Raw genomic sequence first — 16,982 nt, 5'->3', positions numbered from 1 at the left:
TTAACGGCCCTCCTTCATAGCTTCCATGTTGTGAATGAACAACCCGAACAGGTACTTGGAATCCTCCGGTCCGGAAGCGGATTCCGGATGGTACTGGGTTGAGAAGATGCGGTCCTCGTCAATCCGCAGGCCCTCGACAGTCTGATCCAGCAGGTTGATATGCGTAATCTCGACGCGGGTCTTTTCAATTCCGTCCGTGCTGACCGCGTAGCTGTGGTTCTGGGAAGTGATCTCGACCTTGCCGGTCAACAGATTTTTCACCGGATGATTGCCGCCCCGGTGGCCGAATTTCAGCTTGTAGGTACGCAAGCCATTGGCCAGCGCGATCATCTGGTGACCCAGACAGATGCCGAAGATCGGCTTCTTGCCCTGGAGCTGACGGATCAGTTCAACGACTTCCGGCACGTTTTCCGGATCGCCCGGCCCGTTGGACAGGAAGATGCCGTCCGGATTGAGCGCCATGATCGTTTCATATGAAGTGTTGTACGGCACGATTGTGACGTTGCAGCCATAGCGGTTCAGCTCGCGGATGATGTTGTATTTGATGCCGCAGTCGATCGCGACGACATTGAAGCGCGGATTGGCGCAGCGGGAATACCATTTTTTCCTGCACGAGACGCGCGCGACCAGATCCTTTGGAGCGCTGTAGGCCGCCAGCTTTGCCATCGCTTCCTCGTGGGATACGTCTGAGTCGCAGATCAGACCGAGCATCGCGCCTTCATCGCGCAGAATCCGCGTCAATTTCCGGGTGTCCAGATGCGTCAGGCCCGGCACCTCGTTTTCTTCCAGCAGCTCGTTGAGCGTCTTGGTGTAGCGGAAGTTGCTTGGCTTGTCGTTGTATTCGCGGACGATGAAGCCCTTCGGTCCGATCTGCTTGGATTCATAGTCTTCGTCGATGATGCCGTAGTTGCCGATCAGCGGATAGGTCATAACGACGATCTGTTCGGTATAGGAGGGATCGCTGAGAATCTCCTGATAGCCGACCATCGACGTGTTGAACACCAGCTCGGCAATCACTTCTTTCTGGCTGCCGAAGCCCTTGGCTTCCAGCTCCATGCCGTTTTGTAATACGAGTTTACGATCCATTGTTTATAGCCCCTCTCTATACACGATCTGTCCGTCCGCCACCGTCATCACGCAGCGGCCCATCGCCCACCAGCCTTCAAACGGCGTGCTTTTGCCCTGGGAGACAAAGGTTTTCGGATTGATTTTTTCGCGTTGATTTAAGTTGAAGACGGCCAGATTGGCCTTTTCAAAGTTGACGATCTCGCCGCCCTCGATGCCGAAGATGTCGGCGCAGTTGTAGCTCATCAGTTCAAAGCACTTTTCCAGCGTGATCTTGCCGGTGCGGACAAGATAGGTGTAGATCAGCTCAAACGCGGTTTCAAGACCGACGATGCCCATCGCACTGCCCTGCAGACCCTTCGCTTTTTCTTCCGCGCTGTGCGGTGCGTGGTCGGTTGCGATCATGTCGATCGTGCCGTCCTGAATGCCCGCGATCAGGGCTTCCTGATCGGCCTTAGTGCGCAGCGGCGGATTCATCTTGAAGCGGCCGTCGTCGGCGCTGATGTCGTCCTCGCACAATAACAGGTGATGCGGCGTGACCTCGCAGCTGACCTGGACGCCGCGCTGTTTCGCCTGGCGGACCAGTTCGACGGATTCCTTACAGGAAATGTGGCAGATATGATATTGACAGCCGGTTTCCTCCGCCAGTCTGAGATCGCGTTCGATCTGTTGGTACTCGCTGGCGCTGCTGATGCCAATCAAGCCGAGTTCCTCCGCCTTGCGGCCCGCATGGATGCAGGCCCCCTTGGCGATCAAACTTTCATCCTCGCAATGCGCGACGATCAGGCAGTTGTTGCGCTTGGCCGCCAGCATCGCCTGGCGCATCATCGCTTCTTCCTGCACGCCCTTGCCGTCGTCGGAGAAGGCGATCACCTCCGAGGCCAGCGCGTCGAAATCGACCAGCTCGCCGACGCCCTTCTGCCCCCGGGTGATGGCGGCATAGGGAATGACCTGGATTTTTGCGTTGTAGCGGATCCGGTCCTGCTGCACCTTTAAGTGTTCGAGTGTGTCCGGCACCGGATTGAGGTTGGGCATTGCCATGATCGTCGTGTAGCCGCCCTTGGCCGCAGCTGCGGTTCCGGAAGCGATCGTTTCCTTGTATTCAAAGCCCGGCTCGCGCAGATGCACATGCGGATCGATCAGTCCCGGTGCGATCAGCAGGCTTGACGCGTCGATCACCTCGTCCACGTCCTCCGCCGTCAGATCGATCTGATCCGCAGCCGTGACCCGGCCCAGATCGTCGACCAGGACGTCCATTTTGCGGACCTTGCCGCGGTAGAGCACCTCGCCGTTCTGCATTAAAAAGCTCATTTATCGTCCCTCCATTGCGCGTTTCAGCACCGCCATGCGCACGAACACGCCGTTGTTGATCTGTTTGAAGATGCGGGATTTTCTGCATTCCACGACCTCATCGGCAATTTCTACGCCGCGGTTAAACGGCGCCGGGTGCATGATGATCGCGGTGTCCTTCATCGCTTTTACCCGCTCCAAAGTCAAACCGTAGCGCGCATGGTATTCTTCCTGGGTCAGGGACATCGCCTGTTCATGCCGTTCGTGCTGCACCCGCAGCAGCATGATCACGTCCATGTCCTTCACCGCCTGATCGAAATCGATGTAATCGTACTGCGGATCGCGGTATTCCTCCGGTCCGCTGATGAAGCATTGCATGCCTAAGCGCTGCATGACCTCGATGTTGGTATGGGCGACGCGGGAGTATTTTACGTCGCCGACAATCGCGATTTTCAGGCCGTCAAAGTGACCGAACTCCTGGCGGATCGTCATCAAATCGAGCAGCGACTGGGTTGGGTGGTCTTTCTTGCCGTCGCCGGCGTTGAGGATTGGAATGTTGATTCGGCCCTGCAGCTGCTTGTAGTATTCATCCTGCCGGTTGCGGATCACCACCGCGTCGATGCCGAAGCTCTCAAACGTTTTGACCGTATCGTAGAAGGTTTCGCCCTTCTGCATCGAAGAAGCCTGAGCGTTGAAGTTGATCACCTTCATGCCCAGTTTTTCCTCAGCGGTATTGAAGCTGTACTGGGTCCGGGTGGATGGTTCAAAAAACAGGTTGGCAACGATTTTTCCTTTCTCGCTGTCGATGAACCGGCCTTGCCGGCATTGTTCGGCAACATCGAGAAGATGCTGGATCTCGTCGACGGAAAGGGAGCTGAGTTGGAATAAGCTGTTCATCAGGAATCCTCCGTTTCTGCATAAAAAAGCCTTCAAAAACAGGCTTTTGAAGGTTACACGAAAAGTACGCAGATTCATCTTAATTTTTGTGTATGCCTTCTTAGTGTCTCTGCACTAAATTAAAGCCATGAATATTATAACCTAGTTTGTTTTTCAGCACAAGCCTTCGTTCAAGAAAGAAAAAGTAAAATGGTTTCCCTCGGATATTCTGTCAGGGTTTAATGTGTTTGTTCTTTGAGTCTTTGTTATAAACGCTTTTTTAATCCACGATATTCTTGCATCGTCGATTAAGGTCTGTAAAATTCTTACAGGCAACAACTAGTTCATTATTCTTTATTCCTAACAGCGTTTGCTGAACTTCATAGCCAAGAATTCCATAAATATAACTTTCGATATATTCGAATATCGGGACAGTCGCACCGAACTCCTCTGTCCCTGGACCTCCTAACTATATTTTTGAATCAACAGTTCTCTTTGTTCTTCTGTCAGCACTCTTTCATAAACATAATCTTTTGTCGCATTCTCCAACCACTCACTGCGGTCAAAGTAAAAATAAACATCTTCTTCCTTATCGTATTTTTCCAATTCGCTGATGATCTGGCGAATTGAAGAAGGAACCGGAAAGTCAATGACAATCTGATCATCGATCCATTTTGACATTTTCAACACCTCCGTTCAGATTCTTTATTCTTATTATACACGATTCTGGAATTTCCAGAAAGCTGAAACCCTTTCACTCGGCTAAGCCCAGCTGATCAACAGGATCAATCCCAGCAGAATTCCATCCGCCACCGCCACGCCCAGCGTATTTTTGCCGAAGCGATAGACTTCCCCACGCTCGATCAGCCGGTGCAGTTTATCCTGCTCGATCATCATCCAGACGACATTCAACAGGATATAGGGCAGAAAAAGAAGGACCTGAAATGCAGCTTTGGGGGAATTATGACCCACCCAGCCCAACATGCCGGAAAGAATCAGAATCATCGCTCCCGCCATCACCGCCGCGGCGAAGAAAATTGAAATGCGATTCCCGCTGCGGATCTTGTCGGGATAATCCGGATCCCGGTAAATCCGGTCCTTATATTTCACATTAACGAGGAGAATGGACAGGACAAAGCCTGCCAGGTACATCACAAACAAAACCATCGACAGAGATTCAGAAAGCTGCCCTTCCAACAAACAGCTCAGAATTGAAAAGCTCAGCGTATCGGTCAGAATCATCGTTGCCATCGCCGCCGTCATGTCCGCCATCACGTCCAGATCATACGGCGCATGCGGATCATAACCAGACAACAGCGAGAAATCACGGCTGCGAATGCAATAGGTAAACACCGCATAGATCGACAGCGCGATCAGCACAAAGACAAACCGAAAGCCATACCGGCTCAGCGCTTCCTTCATCGTGGACGTCGTTGCGCACAACCAAAGCAACGATCCCAAATGAGTCGCCAGAATCGCCAAAAAGAGTCGGGTTAACGGCCGTGTATCGATCGCCTGGCGTTCCAGGTGGATATCGGTCAACAGTTCGTTCATATCGATGCCGAACACCTGTCCGATCTTCTTCAGCGCGGCGACATCCGGTTCCGTCTTATTCCGCTCCCAGTTCGATATCGCCTGGCGGGTCACGCCCATGACATCCGCGAACGCCTGCTGCGTCATGTTTCTCTCCTGCCGCAGTCCAGCGATTTTTTCACCCAAAGTTTTCATTGCTCTTCACCTCATCCCGATTGTAAAGGAAACCCCGTTGATTTGTCACGCAACGTTTTCTTGCCCGACGCTTAAACCGCCGTAAAGCGAGTTATTTTAAGCCTTCCTGTCGGATTTCATTCAGTTCCTCAGCCGTTAACGTTCCCGCTTTGTACAGCCGCAGATATTCTTTCGATACGTCGCTGTCAAAGATCAGAACGTCGTCGGAGTTGATCGTAACCGGGATGCCCGCCCGCTTTAACCGTGCAATCGGATGATCCGCCAGAGAAGCGACGCGGCCCAGCAGGCGGTTGCTCGTCGGCGTAATGTTCAGTCGGACTTGTTTCTGCCTCAGAAGCTCCATGACGGCAGGATCCTGGGCGGCGGCGATCCCATGCTGGACCTCGTCGAGATCCAGGCATTCGACAGCCTGACGGACATCTTGCGCGCTTCCCCATTCGCCGACATGGGCTTTTAAGACCCAGCCGCTTTGGCGGGCGCGGCGGTAGAGGGGAATGAAATTCTCAATCGGCTGCGCTTGCTCATCACCATATAAATCCAGCGAATAAAACTCCGGCCGGTCCCAGAACGGCGCCAGTTTTTCCATCAGATAAGGAACGCCGCAATGGCGCGAGATTCCAATCTGAAAACGCAGTTCTATCTGCGGCGCGGCCGCTTCCCGGACCGCCTTCCAGCTGGCAAGCAGGTCTTCAACATCGCCATGATAAAAAGGCTTCAGCGCCCACACGTCCTCGCCGATTTCCAGCACGCTCACGCCATCTTTGACTGCCTGACGCAGCGTCGCTTCCAGCAGACGCAGACGCCCTGTCCGATCCGGAAACGGCGTATTGATCGAAACCTGGCTCCATTGATCCATCTCCGCCATGGATTTTAACGGCGCTTGAATCGCTTCGATCCGGACGCCCCAGCGCTCCGCAATCCATTCCCGGTCTCCGCCGAGCATAAAATGATTGTGCAGATCCGCCTTGGGAATCTGACGCAGCGCCGCCAGATCCCCGGCGCACAGGGCAGCCTTAAATAATGCTGATGCTTCGTTCATTGAATTTTCCTCATTTCTGATTTCAAGTGTACATGAGAATTCTGCGGCCGTCAAAAATTTCTGAGAAATCCCCAATTGTGCAGGAAAGTTGGGTTTTAGAACGGAAAAAGCAGAGATTCTGCGAAAACGAAACCATCTGAAAAAGCAAGACGGAAATTGAATCAAAAAGTCATGAACCGTGTCTTGTTTTTTGATTATTGAGCCGATATAATTCTCATAGTAAATGTTTACTTTGACATTCAAATCTAAACCTTCACCGCTTCCTGACACACTTTTAATTTTAAGGAGAACCCGGATGAAAACAACTACGCCAACGCACACCGAGGATCTGTCCTTCAGTCAACAGAACATCTGGAATCTGGAACAGGCGCTGCCGCACACGCCGATCAATCATATCTGCACGACCTTGTTTATCGACGAATACTTCGACGCTGAAGCTTTACAGCGAACGCTGAATGCCGTCCTCGAACACGACGAAACGCTGCGGACGCAGCTGACGTTAACGGAAGGCCGGCCGCGTCAGTATTTCGTTCCGTTTGTCCCCCAGTCTTTTCCCGTGCTGGATTTTTCAGCGGTAACCCAGGCAGAATTTGAAGCCTGGCAAAAGGCGGTGACCCAGACGCCGATGCCCTTATTGGATCAGCCTTTGATCCATTTTTATGGTTTTCAAACCGGAGAAACATGTGGCGGTGTGCTGATTTTAGCGCATCATCTGATTTCCGACGGCTGGGCGCAGGTGCTGCTGCACAACCGCATCGCCGCGCTGTATTGCCGCGCGCAGGCTGGCGAAAGCCTGGAAGAAGCCGAGCTGACGCCTTATTGTGAACATCTGTCTCAGGAACAGGCCTATCAGCACAGTTCCCGTTATACCCGCGATCAACAATTCTGGCAGCGGGAAACCGCGGCATGGGAAGCGCCGGAATCGCTACGAACCACGCCGCTCTATCCTCTCAGTCCGGTGGGAAAGCGGTACAGCCGCATACTTTCAGAAAGCCTGAGCCGGCGGCTTCAGGTCTTCTGCAACGAACGCCAGATCTCCCCGTTTATCACGATCCTGTTGGGACTGGCCGTTTATCTCGGCCGGATTCACGCCCAAAAAGCACCGGTGATCGGCGTGCCGGTGATCAATCGTTCCCAATCCAAAGAAAAATACGCCGGCGGAATGTTTGTCAGTACGCTGCCTTTTCGCTGCGAGCTCGATCCCGCGCAGACGGCCGATCAGTTCTGCCAGACGCTCAACGATCAATGGTACCGCCTGTTAAAGCATCAGAAATATCCGTTTTCTGAAATCATGAAACTGGCCCGTGCGCAGCGGCCGGAACTGGAGACCTTGTTTTCGATTGCGCTTTCCTATGAAGACACGCGCCTGATTCCGCCCTCGGACACCCCTGTCCGCTTCCGCGGCGCCTGGCATTACAGCGGTGAACAGAGAGAAGAATTGTGCCTGCACGTCAGCCATCGGGAAAGCGACGCCTTCCAGATCGACTACGATTATCAGGTTCAGAGCTTCAGCGAAGCCCGGATCGCGCAGCTGCATCAAAGTCTGACAACGATCCTTCAGGACGTGCTGAAGCATCCGGATACTCCGATAAGCCGGCTGCGCATTCTGGAAGAAGCGGAAGAAGACCGTATTGTATATGCCTTGAATCCGCTGGCCGCGGCCGTCCCCTCGGCGACTCTGATAGCCCGCTGGCATCAGATTGTGCAGAATCAGGGACCGAGGATGGCGGTCGTCGATCAGGACCGCCGGCTGACCTTCGATCAGCTGAACGCTCAGGCTGAAGCTTTAGCCACGCAGTTTTTAACGTTACCGCAGGCAGAACCGCTGCGGATCGCGCTGCTTCTGCCGCGGGGTGAAGCGCTGATCACCGGCATGATAGCGGCGATGCTCAGCCGCGCCGTGTGGATCAATCTGGATCCGGCCCAGCCCGCAAACCGCTTAAAAACGCTGCTTGCGCAAACGGGCGCGGATCTGATCATCAGTTCCTGCGCGCTGCGCGATCAGCTGGATCCGCAGCAGTGCTGGGCCTGGAAAACAATTGAAGACCATCAGTTCCACCTGGCGGCGCGGGCAGACGCCCCGCGTCCCTTCACCCCCCGGGAAGCGGCGTATATCGTCTACACCTCGGGCACAACCGGAACACCCAAAGGCGTCGTTGTCAGTTCCGCCAGCTTATTCAACTTTATCGAAGCGATGGCCGGCGTCTATCCGCAAAATCCGGTGCTTTCGTTATGCAGCCCGGCGTTCGACGCATTTCTGATCGAATCGATTGGTGCGTTATTCAACGGACGATGCGTGGTATTTGCGGATGCGGAAGCGGCGGAGAACCCGGCCCGGCTGGCCGATTTAATCCTCCGGCATCACGTCGGCATGCTTTCCCTGACGCCTTCGCGCTTGCAGGCTTATCTCAGACATCCGGCGTTTTGCCGGGCGGCGTCCCAACTGGAATACTTGGTCTGCGGCGGGGAGGCTTATCCCTCCGCCCTGCTGCGTCAGCTGAAGCGCTGGACTGCGGCGCGGCTTTATAATCAATATGGTCCCAGCGAGGCCACGATCGGCGTCTGCATGAAAGAGCTGGCGCACGCCCGCCGGATTACCGCCGGCCAGCCCCTGCCCGGCTGCCGCCTGCTCGTGCTCGATTCTGAAGGTCAGCCGCTGCCCTGCGAGTGTATCGGCGAGCTGTGGATCAGCGGTTCCTGCCTGGCGCTGGGCTATGACCAGGACGAGGATAAGACGCAGGAATGCTTTCAGCCGCTGGCTTGTTTGCAGGGAGAACGAGCCTACCGCACGGGCGATCTGGCCTATTGGACCCAGGATGGGGAAATCGTCATCGCCGGCCGCCGGGATCAACAGCTCAAGGTGCGCGGATACCGGATCGAAGCGCAGGAAATCGCCGCGCAGCTAAGCCGGCTGCCGCACATTCAAAACGCCGCGGTCGTGCTTCAAAATGACCGCACGGTGGCGGCCTACATCGTCAGCGATCAGCCGGTCGATCCGGCTGGACTGCGGCGGGCGTTGATGGAGCAGCTGCCCGCACCGGTGGTTCCCTCTGTTTATATCGCGGTCGACGCCCTGCCGCTCACGGCTAACGGCAAGCTGGATCCCGACCGGCTGCCGCCGCTGACGCCATCCCCGCAAGCGGAGAACACCGCCGATGCGTCCTTCGCTCAGCGTTGGCTGCTCGATCAGCTGCGAACGCTCTTAAAGCGGCCGGATATGCAGCTGGACAGCGATTATTTCGCTTCCGGCGGAGATTCCCTGATCGCGATGGAATTGTTAAGCTTAATTGAAGAAAAATTTCAGATCCGTTTAAAAACGGCGGATCTTTATCATCTGCGCACCGCCGCGGCGATCGGTGAAGTGCTCGACGGCGGTCAGTCTGCCGTGGAGCCACAGCTGCAGCCAGCCCCCAGGCAGGCATTCTATCCGCTGAGCTTTCAACAGAAAGCGATTCTGGCGGATCTGCTTGCCGATCCGGAAAACGACGCGTATCACATGCCGGGCTTGTTCACGCTGCCCGCGGACCTCGATCTCGACCGCTTACATCAGGCGTTAGGCCAACTGGTTCAGGAAGAAGAACTGCTGCGCACCGGCTTTGTCCTGGACGGCGGGGAAATTAAAATGCAGATTCATCAAACCGTCAGCTTCCATGTCGAAAGCATCGAAGCGGGACCCGACTGGGATCCTGCAGCGCTGATCCGACCGATGGATCTGGCCAGTCCGCCGCTGTTTACCGCCGCTTTCATTCATCGCAAAGAGGGCTGGGCGCTGGGATTAGACATGCATCATCTGATCAGCGACGGACTGACAACGCCGTTATTGCTTGATCATCTTGACCGGCTGTACCGCGGAGAATCCCGGAAAACACCGCTCACTTATAAAGATGCGGCGTGGGCGATGCAGGACGGGCCGGCTGAAGCAGACCTTGAATTCTGGCAAAAGACGCTGACGCCGCTGCCGAAACCGCAGCTTCTGCCGCAGGACCGGCGGGAACAGACGCATCCCGGCGGCAGCCAGCTCGTCTATGATCTGAGTCTGGAGGATTCAGAAAGAATCCGGACGTTCTGCGCCGCCAATCAGCTGACCCCGGCCGCTGTCTTTGCCAGCGCCGTGCTGCTCCAGCTGGCCCGCTGGAATCAAACCGACCGGGTCACTCTTGGAATGCCGGTCAGCGGCCGGACGCAGGCCGCGACACAGGCGATGCCGGGATTATTCATGCATACGCTGCCGTTATCATTTCAATTTGAGCCTCAGATGCGGATCCGCGAACTGCTGACGCGGGTACAGAACCAGCTTGCGGCGATCCAGGATCATCAGGCCGTCGGTCTGGAAGATCTGATCCGGATGCTCAATCTGCCCCGGCAGGCCGGCGGCAACGCCGTGTTCGACATGATGTTTTCGCTGCGGCCGATCGCGGCTGACCAGCTGCGCTTAGCGGGGCAGACCTTGGGTTATCAGCCCGTCCCGACCGGATTAAGCAAGCTGCCGTTAACCGCGGAGGTTTATTGGGAAGCGGAGCGCTGGCATTTCTGCTTTGAGTTTGAGAACCAGCGCTACCGCGAGGAAACGATCCGCTTCTACCAACGCAGTCTGGAACACATCGTCATGACTTTAACGAAAGAAGATCCGGTCTGGACGGAACTGGATGTGCTCGCGCCGCTGGACCGCTGCCGCTGCCTGGACGTTCCCAACGCGCTGCGCGTGCCGTATTGCGGACTGCCGCTGGACGTCCAGATCCGTCAGCGCGCGCTGCTGCACCCGGATCAGCCGGCCCTGCGCTTTCATCAGAAAACGACGACCTTTGCCGAACTGATCGAACAGGCTGACCGGCTGGCCGGTGCGCTGATGCAGAACGCTTCGAACAAACCGGCCGGAATTCTGTGCGAGCGGGGCGAACCTCTGTTTATCGCGATGCTGGCGCTGATGCACTGCGGCCGGGCGTATGTTCCGCTGGATCCTGACTTTCCTCCAGCCCGGATCGCAACGATGCTGAATCAGGCGGGGGCCGATCTGATCGTCGGCTCGCCCGCTTTATTGGAAAAACTAAACCTGCCGCTTCCTTCGTGTTCCGTTTTCGCTCAGGCGCCGTTGGCCAAGACGCCGGACCGCCCGCTGGACGCTGTGCACTATTGCCTGTTTACCTCCGGCTCCACCGGGATGCCCAAAGGCACGCAGATTACTTACCGCAACACCGCGGCGTTTCTGGAATCGATGCGGCCGCTGATCGGCGGATGCCGGCAAGCTCTCTGCGCGACCAATCCGGTCTTCGACGTCTTCCTGACCGAAACTCTGGTTGCCCTGGCTTTGGACATGACCGTCGTGATCGCCGATGAATCCCAGCTGCGTCTGCCGTGGGAGCTGGCAGCGCTGATCGAGAATGAACGCTGTGATTTCGTCCAGTTCACGCCGACGCGAATGCAGATGAACATGGCCGACGCCGCGTTCCGGAAAGCGCTGACCTCCGTCAAGACGATCATTCATGTCGGGGAAGCCTTGCCCGCGCCGTTAGTGCGCCGGACCGCGGCCTGCACTTCCGCGCGGATTCTGAACTGCTACGGTCCGACGGAAACCACGGTGTACGCCACATGCGATGAAGTTTCTCATTCCCCGGTTACTCTCGGCGTACCGCTGGCCAATTATGAAACTTATATTCTAGATGAAGCGCACCGGCGCTGTCTGCCGATGCAGGCCGGCGAGCTGGTAATCGGCGGGATTGGGGTCGGACTGGGCTATATCAACGCTCCCGATAAAAACACGGCGTTCGTCCAGGCTCCGCAAGAACCTCAGCGGCGGTTTTACTTCACCGGCGATCTGGCGCGCGTCAATACGACAGGCAAGCTGGAATATCTTGGCCGGCGCGACGATCAGATCAAGCTGAACGGCCACCGCATCGAGCTGCAGGAAATTGAGCAGCAGCTTTTACAGCTGGCAGGCATCCGCGAATGTGCCGTTATCCCGCGCATTCAGAATCACGAGGTGCTCTCGCTGCACGCGTTTGCTTCGGGCAGCGGGGAAACAAACTGGCGGCAGGCGTTGAAAATCGTCCTGCCGGAGTTCATGATCCCGGCCTCGCTGACGTGGCTGGATCATCTGCCGCTGACCGCCTCCGGCAAAACCGACCGGCGGGCGTTGGCAGCGCTGATCGCCCCTTCTGAAGAACCTGATCGTCCGCAGGTTTCTGAAAAAAGCGAATCTGCGGCTGCCGCGCCGGTTCAGGAAAAGACCGCTCTTCCCGATCTGGCGGTTCTGTGGCGGGAGGTACTAAAACGCGGCGATGTGGATGAAAACCAATCGTTTTTCGAACAGGGCGGCACGTCGCTGGGCGCCCTGACGTTATTGACGGAATATTACAATCTTGGCCTGCATCTGACATTGGAGGAGTTCTACGCGCATCCGACGCTGGCTGAACAGCGCCGGCGAATTCAGCCGGAAAAACAAGCAAAGACATTCACCGCCGAGTCCCCTGTCCGCTTTCCTTTGAAATCCCAGGCCGCCATCGACTGGCGCTGCCCGCTGATCAGCGGCGGCTCCGGCTTCTTCGGTCTGCATCTCATCGACGTGCTGCTTAAACAGAAGTTATCTGAGACGATCGTCGTCCTGTCGCGTTCTGATCCAGCCGCGTTGTTGGAAAAAGCGCAGGCCTTGTTCGGTCCGGAATGGGTCAGCCGTTACAAAGACCAGCTTGTCTGCCTGCACTGCGATCTGACCCGCCCTGATCTGGGACTGTCCGCAGCCGAACAGGCGTCGCTGCCGACTTCGCTGACCTGCATCGTGCACAGCGCCGCCGAGGTCAGTCACTATGGCCGCCGCGATGCCTTCCTGGCCGCCAACGTCGAAAGTACCCGGCATCTGTTAGCGTTCGCCGGAGAACTCCGCGTCCCGCTGATCCATGTTTCGACGCTGAGCGTCAGCGGATCCTACCTGCCCGCCGATCCGCAGAAATGGGCAAGCTTTTGCGAAACCGATCTTGATATCGGCCAGAACTGGAATGAAAACCTCTATATCGAAAGCAAATTTCTGGCTGAACAAGCTGTCTGCCAGGCGATCGAAGCAGGACAGCCGGCACGGATCCTGCGCTTAGGCCGCTTATGCGGACGGCATCGGGATGGTCAGTTCCAGCTCCACCCGCAAACCAACGCCTTCTGGCGGTTGTGTCAGGCTTTGCGGCAGGTCAGCTGTCTGAATCCGGCGCTGGCGCAGAGGACGCTGGAGGTGACGGCGGTCGATGAATGCGCGCTGGCGGCAGTCGCCGGCCTGCACAGCGATCTCACCGTTTTGCATCTGATGAATCCGCATCCGCTGACATTGCAGGCGATTTTTCCGCAGCTGCCCGTCGTCGACGACGAACACTTCGCCCTGGCGCTGCGGCGGGAAGCGGAATCCGGCAGCGCTGTGATCGGCAGCCTGATCGAACAGCTCAACCAGCTGGAAAAACAACCCGTCCGGATCCAGCCTGACGCTGCAATGACGCTGCAGGCACTGGAAGCGGAGGGCTACCGCTGGCCGTTTCCGCGGATTGACCGCGAGCTGGCCTGCTTCTGTCAGAAACGAGGTGAAACCCAATGATAACCAACGGCGCTCTGATTACCTTTTATATCTCGATTATCGGTCTGGTGCTGATCGTTTCGCGCAACCTGCGCACAAACCGCAGCCACCTGATCAATAAGATCTACGTCGCGTTCTCGATGATTCTGATCGAATGGATGATCGCCCTGATCGGCATGCGCTTTACCGCGCCCGGCGATGAAATCATGCTTTACGTCTGGGACGCGCTGTCCAACTTCGGCACGAGTCTGGCGCCGGTGCTGCTTTTGTTGATCGCGCTGGTCTTCACGCATCATTATGACCAGCTGCCCAAACGTGTCCGCGGACTGTTTCTCGTTCCGCTGCTGACGAACGTGATGATCTGGACCAATCCGCTGCATCATCTGCATTACAAGCATTTCAGCGTCATCGCCAGCGAAGTGGTCTTCGGCCCTTATATGTATATCAGCGGCGGCTACAGCTACCTGTGCATGATCGCCGCGATCGTCATCATTCTGCATTTCGCGTTCAAAAGCAATAACCGCCTGTATATGCAGCAGGCCGTCATGTTCTCCTTGGGCACGCTGATTCCGTTGGCCGTCAGTATGCTTGCGACATTCAAGGTTCTCGACCTCTCGATCGCCGCGACGCCGATCAGTTTTGTGTTTACGGTCATCTTTCATGGCATCGCGATTGAAAAGCTGAACTTCTTGAACATCACGCCGATTGCGACGCAGCACATCCTCGACTGGATTTCCGACTGTTATCTGATCCTCAGCGAAACCGGGCTGGTGCTCAACTACAATCAGCCCTTCGCCCAGATCATCGGCAGCCGCTGCGGCATTGAGATCAACAAACCGCTGATCAACATTCAGCGCGATCATGATCCCAGCGCAATGACGGCCGTCTACAATCTGATCAGCTCCGTCGAATCCGCACGGGAAAGCCGCAGCTCAATCGCTTATGAACAGATGATCGTCGCCGACGGCCGCCTGCATTACTACATGGTCGAGGTCACGCCGTTAATCATAAACAAGGCGATCGTCGGGTTCAGCGTCATCTACAAGGACGTCACCAAGCTGAAGGAAAGCATGCAGAACTTGCAGAACTCGCAGAAACGGATGATGGAACGGGAACGGCTGGCGTCGTTAGGCCAGATGGTCGGCGGCATCGCGCACAACTTGAAAACGCCGATCATGTCGATTGCCGGGGCGCTCAATGCCATGAACGATTTAGTCGACGAATGTCAGCGCAGCTTCGGCGATCCGGAGGTGACCCCGGCGGATTACAGGGAAATCGCCCAGGAGATGACGGACTGGATTCATCGCTGCAAAGATTCGTGTTCCTACATGTCCGACATCATCACAGCCGTGAAAGGCCAGGCTGCCAATATGAACGCCTCCGATAAAGTCACCTTCACGCCCGAGGAGCTGCTTCGGCGGACGACGCTGCTCATGCGTCACGAGCTGACCGTTCACAACTGCCAGCTCGTCAGCGAAAACAACGTGCCGCCTTCAGTAATGCTGCACGGGGATATCAACAACCTCGTCCAGATTGTCAACAACTTCATCGCCAACGCGATCGACGCCCAGCTGCCTCAGTCCGACCACACCATCCATTTGAAAATCTGGCAGGAAGACGGCCAGCTCTCGCTCTCCGTCAGCGATCACGGCAGCGGCATCTCCGATTCCGTGCGCCGTCATCTATTAAAGGAAATGATCACCTCCAAGGGCACAGCCGGGGCCGGATTGGGCCTGTATATGTCCAAGGCATTGATCCAGGGGAAATTTGACGGCGAATTGTGGTTTAACGATAACCCGGGCGGCGGCGCGGTCTTTGGCTTCACGATTCCGCTTAACAGCGAAGTCCTCCAGGAAGAAACACCCCTGAAATCTGAAGAAAGGAGTCCCTTTTGATGCGTAAAAATCGAAAAGGTCAGATCCATAACGAGTTCCGTCTGCTGGTGCTGGACGACGACGAAATGATCACACTGGCGCTGCGCGCATATTTTGAAGGCTGCGGCTACACCGTCGATATCGAAAGCAACCCGCTGCGGGCGATTGAGAAGATCCGTCTGGATCACTATGACATCCTGCTGCTGGACTTTCTGATGAATCCGATCTGCGGCGACAAGGTCGTCGAGGAGATCCGCAAGTTCAACACCGATCTGTTTATCATTCTGTTAACCGGCCACAAGGATCTGGCGCCGCCGGTCAAGACGATCCGCGAGCTGGATATCCAGGGTTATTATGAAAAAAGCGATAAATTCGATCAGCTGGAGCTGCTGGTCGAGTCCTGCGTGAAGTCGATCCGCCAGATGCAGACAATCCGCCGCTACCGCGACGGACTCAATGAAATTCTAAACGACGTCACGACGTTGTATCAGGATCAGAATCCGCAGCAGCTGGTCGCAGCGATTGTCGGCCAGGTGCGTTCCTTATGTCAGGAAGACGACGTCTTCGTGATGCTCAATCCGCAGAATATTCCCGCCTTCAGCGAAAAGGTGTCGCTGGTTTCCTCGCTGTTATTAAGCGGCAGCGGCGACTATGAGCTGGATGCCGCGCAGTTTATGCGGCTGTATTACCCGCATTTTCTTGATGCGATCCAGCGGATTAAATCTTCCCGTCAGCCGGATCTGTGCGAACAGCGTCTGGCTTTGCCGCTGCATGATGAAAGCGGGCATTTCCTCGGCATGATCGGGATTCATTTCAGACAGGCTCCGGCCGACACATTGATCCAACTGCTGACGCTTTACAGCCGCCAGGCCGGCTCGGCGATCGCGCGGATGATTCTGCATACCGTCTTACAAAGCCGCAACGATCAGCTGAAGGAAACGAACAAACAGCTTAAAGCCAGCTACATGGAAACGATCACGGCCGTCCGGCTGATGGTCGAGGCCAAAGATATTTACACCCGCGGCCATTCCGACCGCGTCAGCTACTATACGACCTTACTGGCCAAAAAGCGGATTCCGGATCCGCAGCGGCTGGAGCGGATCCGGCTGGCCGGCCTGTTCCATGACGTCGGCAAGATCGGCGTCCCGGATTCCATTTTGACCAAGCTGGGACCGTTAAGCGAGGAGGAATATGCGCAAATCCGCCGCCACAGCGAGCTGGGCTGTCAGATTCTTTCCGCGATGAGTTTCTTTCAGGAAATCGCCGGCATCATCCGCAGCCATCACGAGCGCTGGGACGGAAAAGGCTATCCAGACGGATTAGCCGGCCCGCAGATTCCGCTGGAATCCCGGATGATCGCCGTCGCGGATGCCTTCGACGCGATGACCTCGTTCCGCGCCTACCGTCAGTCGCTTTCGCTCGATCAGGCCCGCGCCGAGCTGATCCGCAACAAGGGGACGCAGTTTGATCCCGAGCTGGTTGACGATTTTATCGAAATCTTAAACGACTATGATCAGATCCACGCGCAGCTGGAATGGACATTCCACGAACTTTAGGAAAGGGA

At 56.1% G+C, this 16,982-nt stretch carries 9 protein-coding genes; 3 read left to right on the top strand and 6 right to left on the bottom strand.

The window, feature by feature from the left end; all coding sequences use genetic code 11:
- From carA to DWY25_RS02235, 6 genes are all read right to left on the bottom strand, one after another.
- Window positions 1-1,086 (bottom strand): glutamine-hydrolyzing carbamoyl-phosphate synthase small subunit, encoded by a 1,086-nt coding sequence (carA, locus tag DWY25_RS02265; protein WP_117893131.1) that lies wholly within the window; start codon window positions 1,084-1,086, stop codon window positions 1-3.
- Between the two features lie 3 nt (window positions 1,087-1,089).
- Window positions 1,090-2,376 carry a dihydroorotase gene (locus DWY25_RS02260; RefSeq protein ID WP_117893128.1) on the bottom strand — a complete coding sequence of 429 codons (1,287 nt, stop codon included), beginning with the start codon at window positions 2,374-2,376 and terminating at the stop codon, window positions 1,090-1,092.
- Window positions 2,377-3,252, bottom strand: a complete 876-nt coding sequence (locus DWY25_RS02255) for an aspartate carbamoyltransferase catalytic subunit (protein ID WP_117893125.1) — start codon at window positions 3,250-3,252, stop codon at window positions 2,377-2,379.
- Window positions 3,253-3,696: 444 nt separating this feature from the next.
- Window positions 3,697-3,912 carry a hypothetical protein gene (locus DWY25_RS02245; RefSeq protein ID WP_006058817.1) on the bottom strand — a complete coding sequence of 72 codons (216 nt, stop codon included), beginning with the start codon at window positions 3,910-3,912 and terminating at the stop codon, window positions 3,697-3,699.
- An 81-nt stretch (window positions 3,913-3,993) separates the two neighbouring features.
- The gene (locus DWY25_RS02240) at window positions 3,994-4,959 is read right to left on the bottom strand and encodes a helix-turn-helix domain-containing protein (protein ID WP_117893122.1); all 966 of its coding nucleotides are present in this window, start codon (window positions 4,957-4,959) and stop codon (window positions 3,994-3,996) included.
- Window positions 4,960-5,050: 91 nt separating this feature from the next.
- Window positions 5,051-5,998 carry an amidohydrolase family protein gene (locus tag DWY25_RS02235; protein WP_117893119.1) on the bottom strand — a complete coding sequence of 316 codons (948 nt, stop codon included), beginning with the start codon at window positions 5,996-5,998 and terminating at the stop codon, window positions 5,051-5,053.
- A 295-nt stretch (window positions 5,999-6,293) separates the two neighbouring features.
- Between DWY25_RS02235 and DWY25_RS02230 the strand changes: the two genes are divergently transcribed.
- The 3 genes from DWY25_RS02230 to DWY25_RS02220 are packed head-to-tail and all read left to right on the top strand — an operon-like array spanning window position 6,294 to window position 16,974.
- Window positions 6,294-13,565, top strand: coding sequence for a non-ribosomal peptide synthetase (locus DWY25_RS02230; protein WP_181981653.1), 7,272 nt, complete (start codon window positions 6,294-6,296; stop codon window positions 13,563-13,565).
- Complete coding sequence (locus DWY25_RS02225; RefSeq protein WP_117893112.1) at window positions 13,562-15,439, top strand: histidine kinase N-terminal 7TM domain-containing protein; 1,878 nt, start codon at window positions 13,562-13,564, stop codon at window positions 15,437-15,439. Before DWY25_RS02230 ends, DWY25_RS02225 begins: the two co-directional genes overlap by 4 nt.
- On the top strand, window positions 15,439-16,974 hold the full coding sequence (locus DWY25_RS02220) for an HD domain-containing response regulator (RefSeq protein WP_117893109.1): 1,536 nt from the start codon (window positions 15,439-15,441) through the stop codon (window positions 16,972-16,974). Before DWY25_RS02225 ends, DWY25_RS02220 begins: the two co-directional genes overlap by 1 nt.
- The last annotated feature ends 8 nt before the right edge of the window (window positions 16,975-16,982 follow it).

This window comes from Holdemania filiformis (assembly GCF_003459085.1).
Classification (GTDB): Bacteria; Bacillota_I; Bacilli_A; order Erysipelotrichales; family Erysipelotrichaceae; genus Holdemania; species Holdemania filiformis.
The sequence above is the reverse complement of the archived record's forward strand: the minus strand, read 5'-3'. Positions and strand labels throughout refer to the sequence as shown.

Coding starts and splice junctions, on each gene's coding strand:
- DWY25_RS02220 (WP_117893109.1), top strand. CDS start 15,439: ATGCGTAAAAATCGAAAAGGTCAGATCCATAACGAGTTCCGTCTGCTG.
- DWY25_RS02225 (WP_117893112.1), top strand. CDS start 13,562: ATGATAACCAACGGCGCTCTGATTACCTTTTATATCTCGATTATCGGT.
- DWY25_RS02255 (WP_117893125.1), bottom strand. CDS start 3,252: ATGAACAGCTTATTCCAACTCAGCTCCCTTTCCGTCGACGAGATCCAG.
- DWY25_RS02240 (WP_117893122.1), bottom strand. CDS start 4,959: ATGAAAACTTTGGGTGAAAAAATCGCTGGACTGCGGCAGGAGAGAAAC.
- DWY25_RS02260 (WP_117893128.1), bottom strand. CDS start 2,376: ATGAGCTTTTTAATGCAGAACGGCGAGGTGCTCTACCGCGGCAAGGTC.
- DWY25_RS02230 (WP_181981653.1), top strand. CDS start 6,294: ATGAAAACAACTACGCCAACGCACACCGAGGATCTGTCCTTCAGTCAA.
- carA (WP_117893131.1), bottom strand. CDS start 1,086: ATGGATCGTAAACTCGTATTACAAAACGGCATGGAGCTGGAAGCCAAG.
- DWY25_RS02245 (WP_006058817.1), bottom strand. CDS start 3,912: ATGTCAAAATGGATCGATGATCAGATTGTCATTGACTTTCCGGTTCCT.
- DWY25_RS02235 (WP_117893119.1), bottom strand. CDS start 5,998: ATGAACGAAGCATCAGCATTATTTAAGGCTGCCCTGTGCGCCGGGGAT.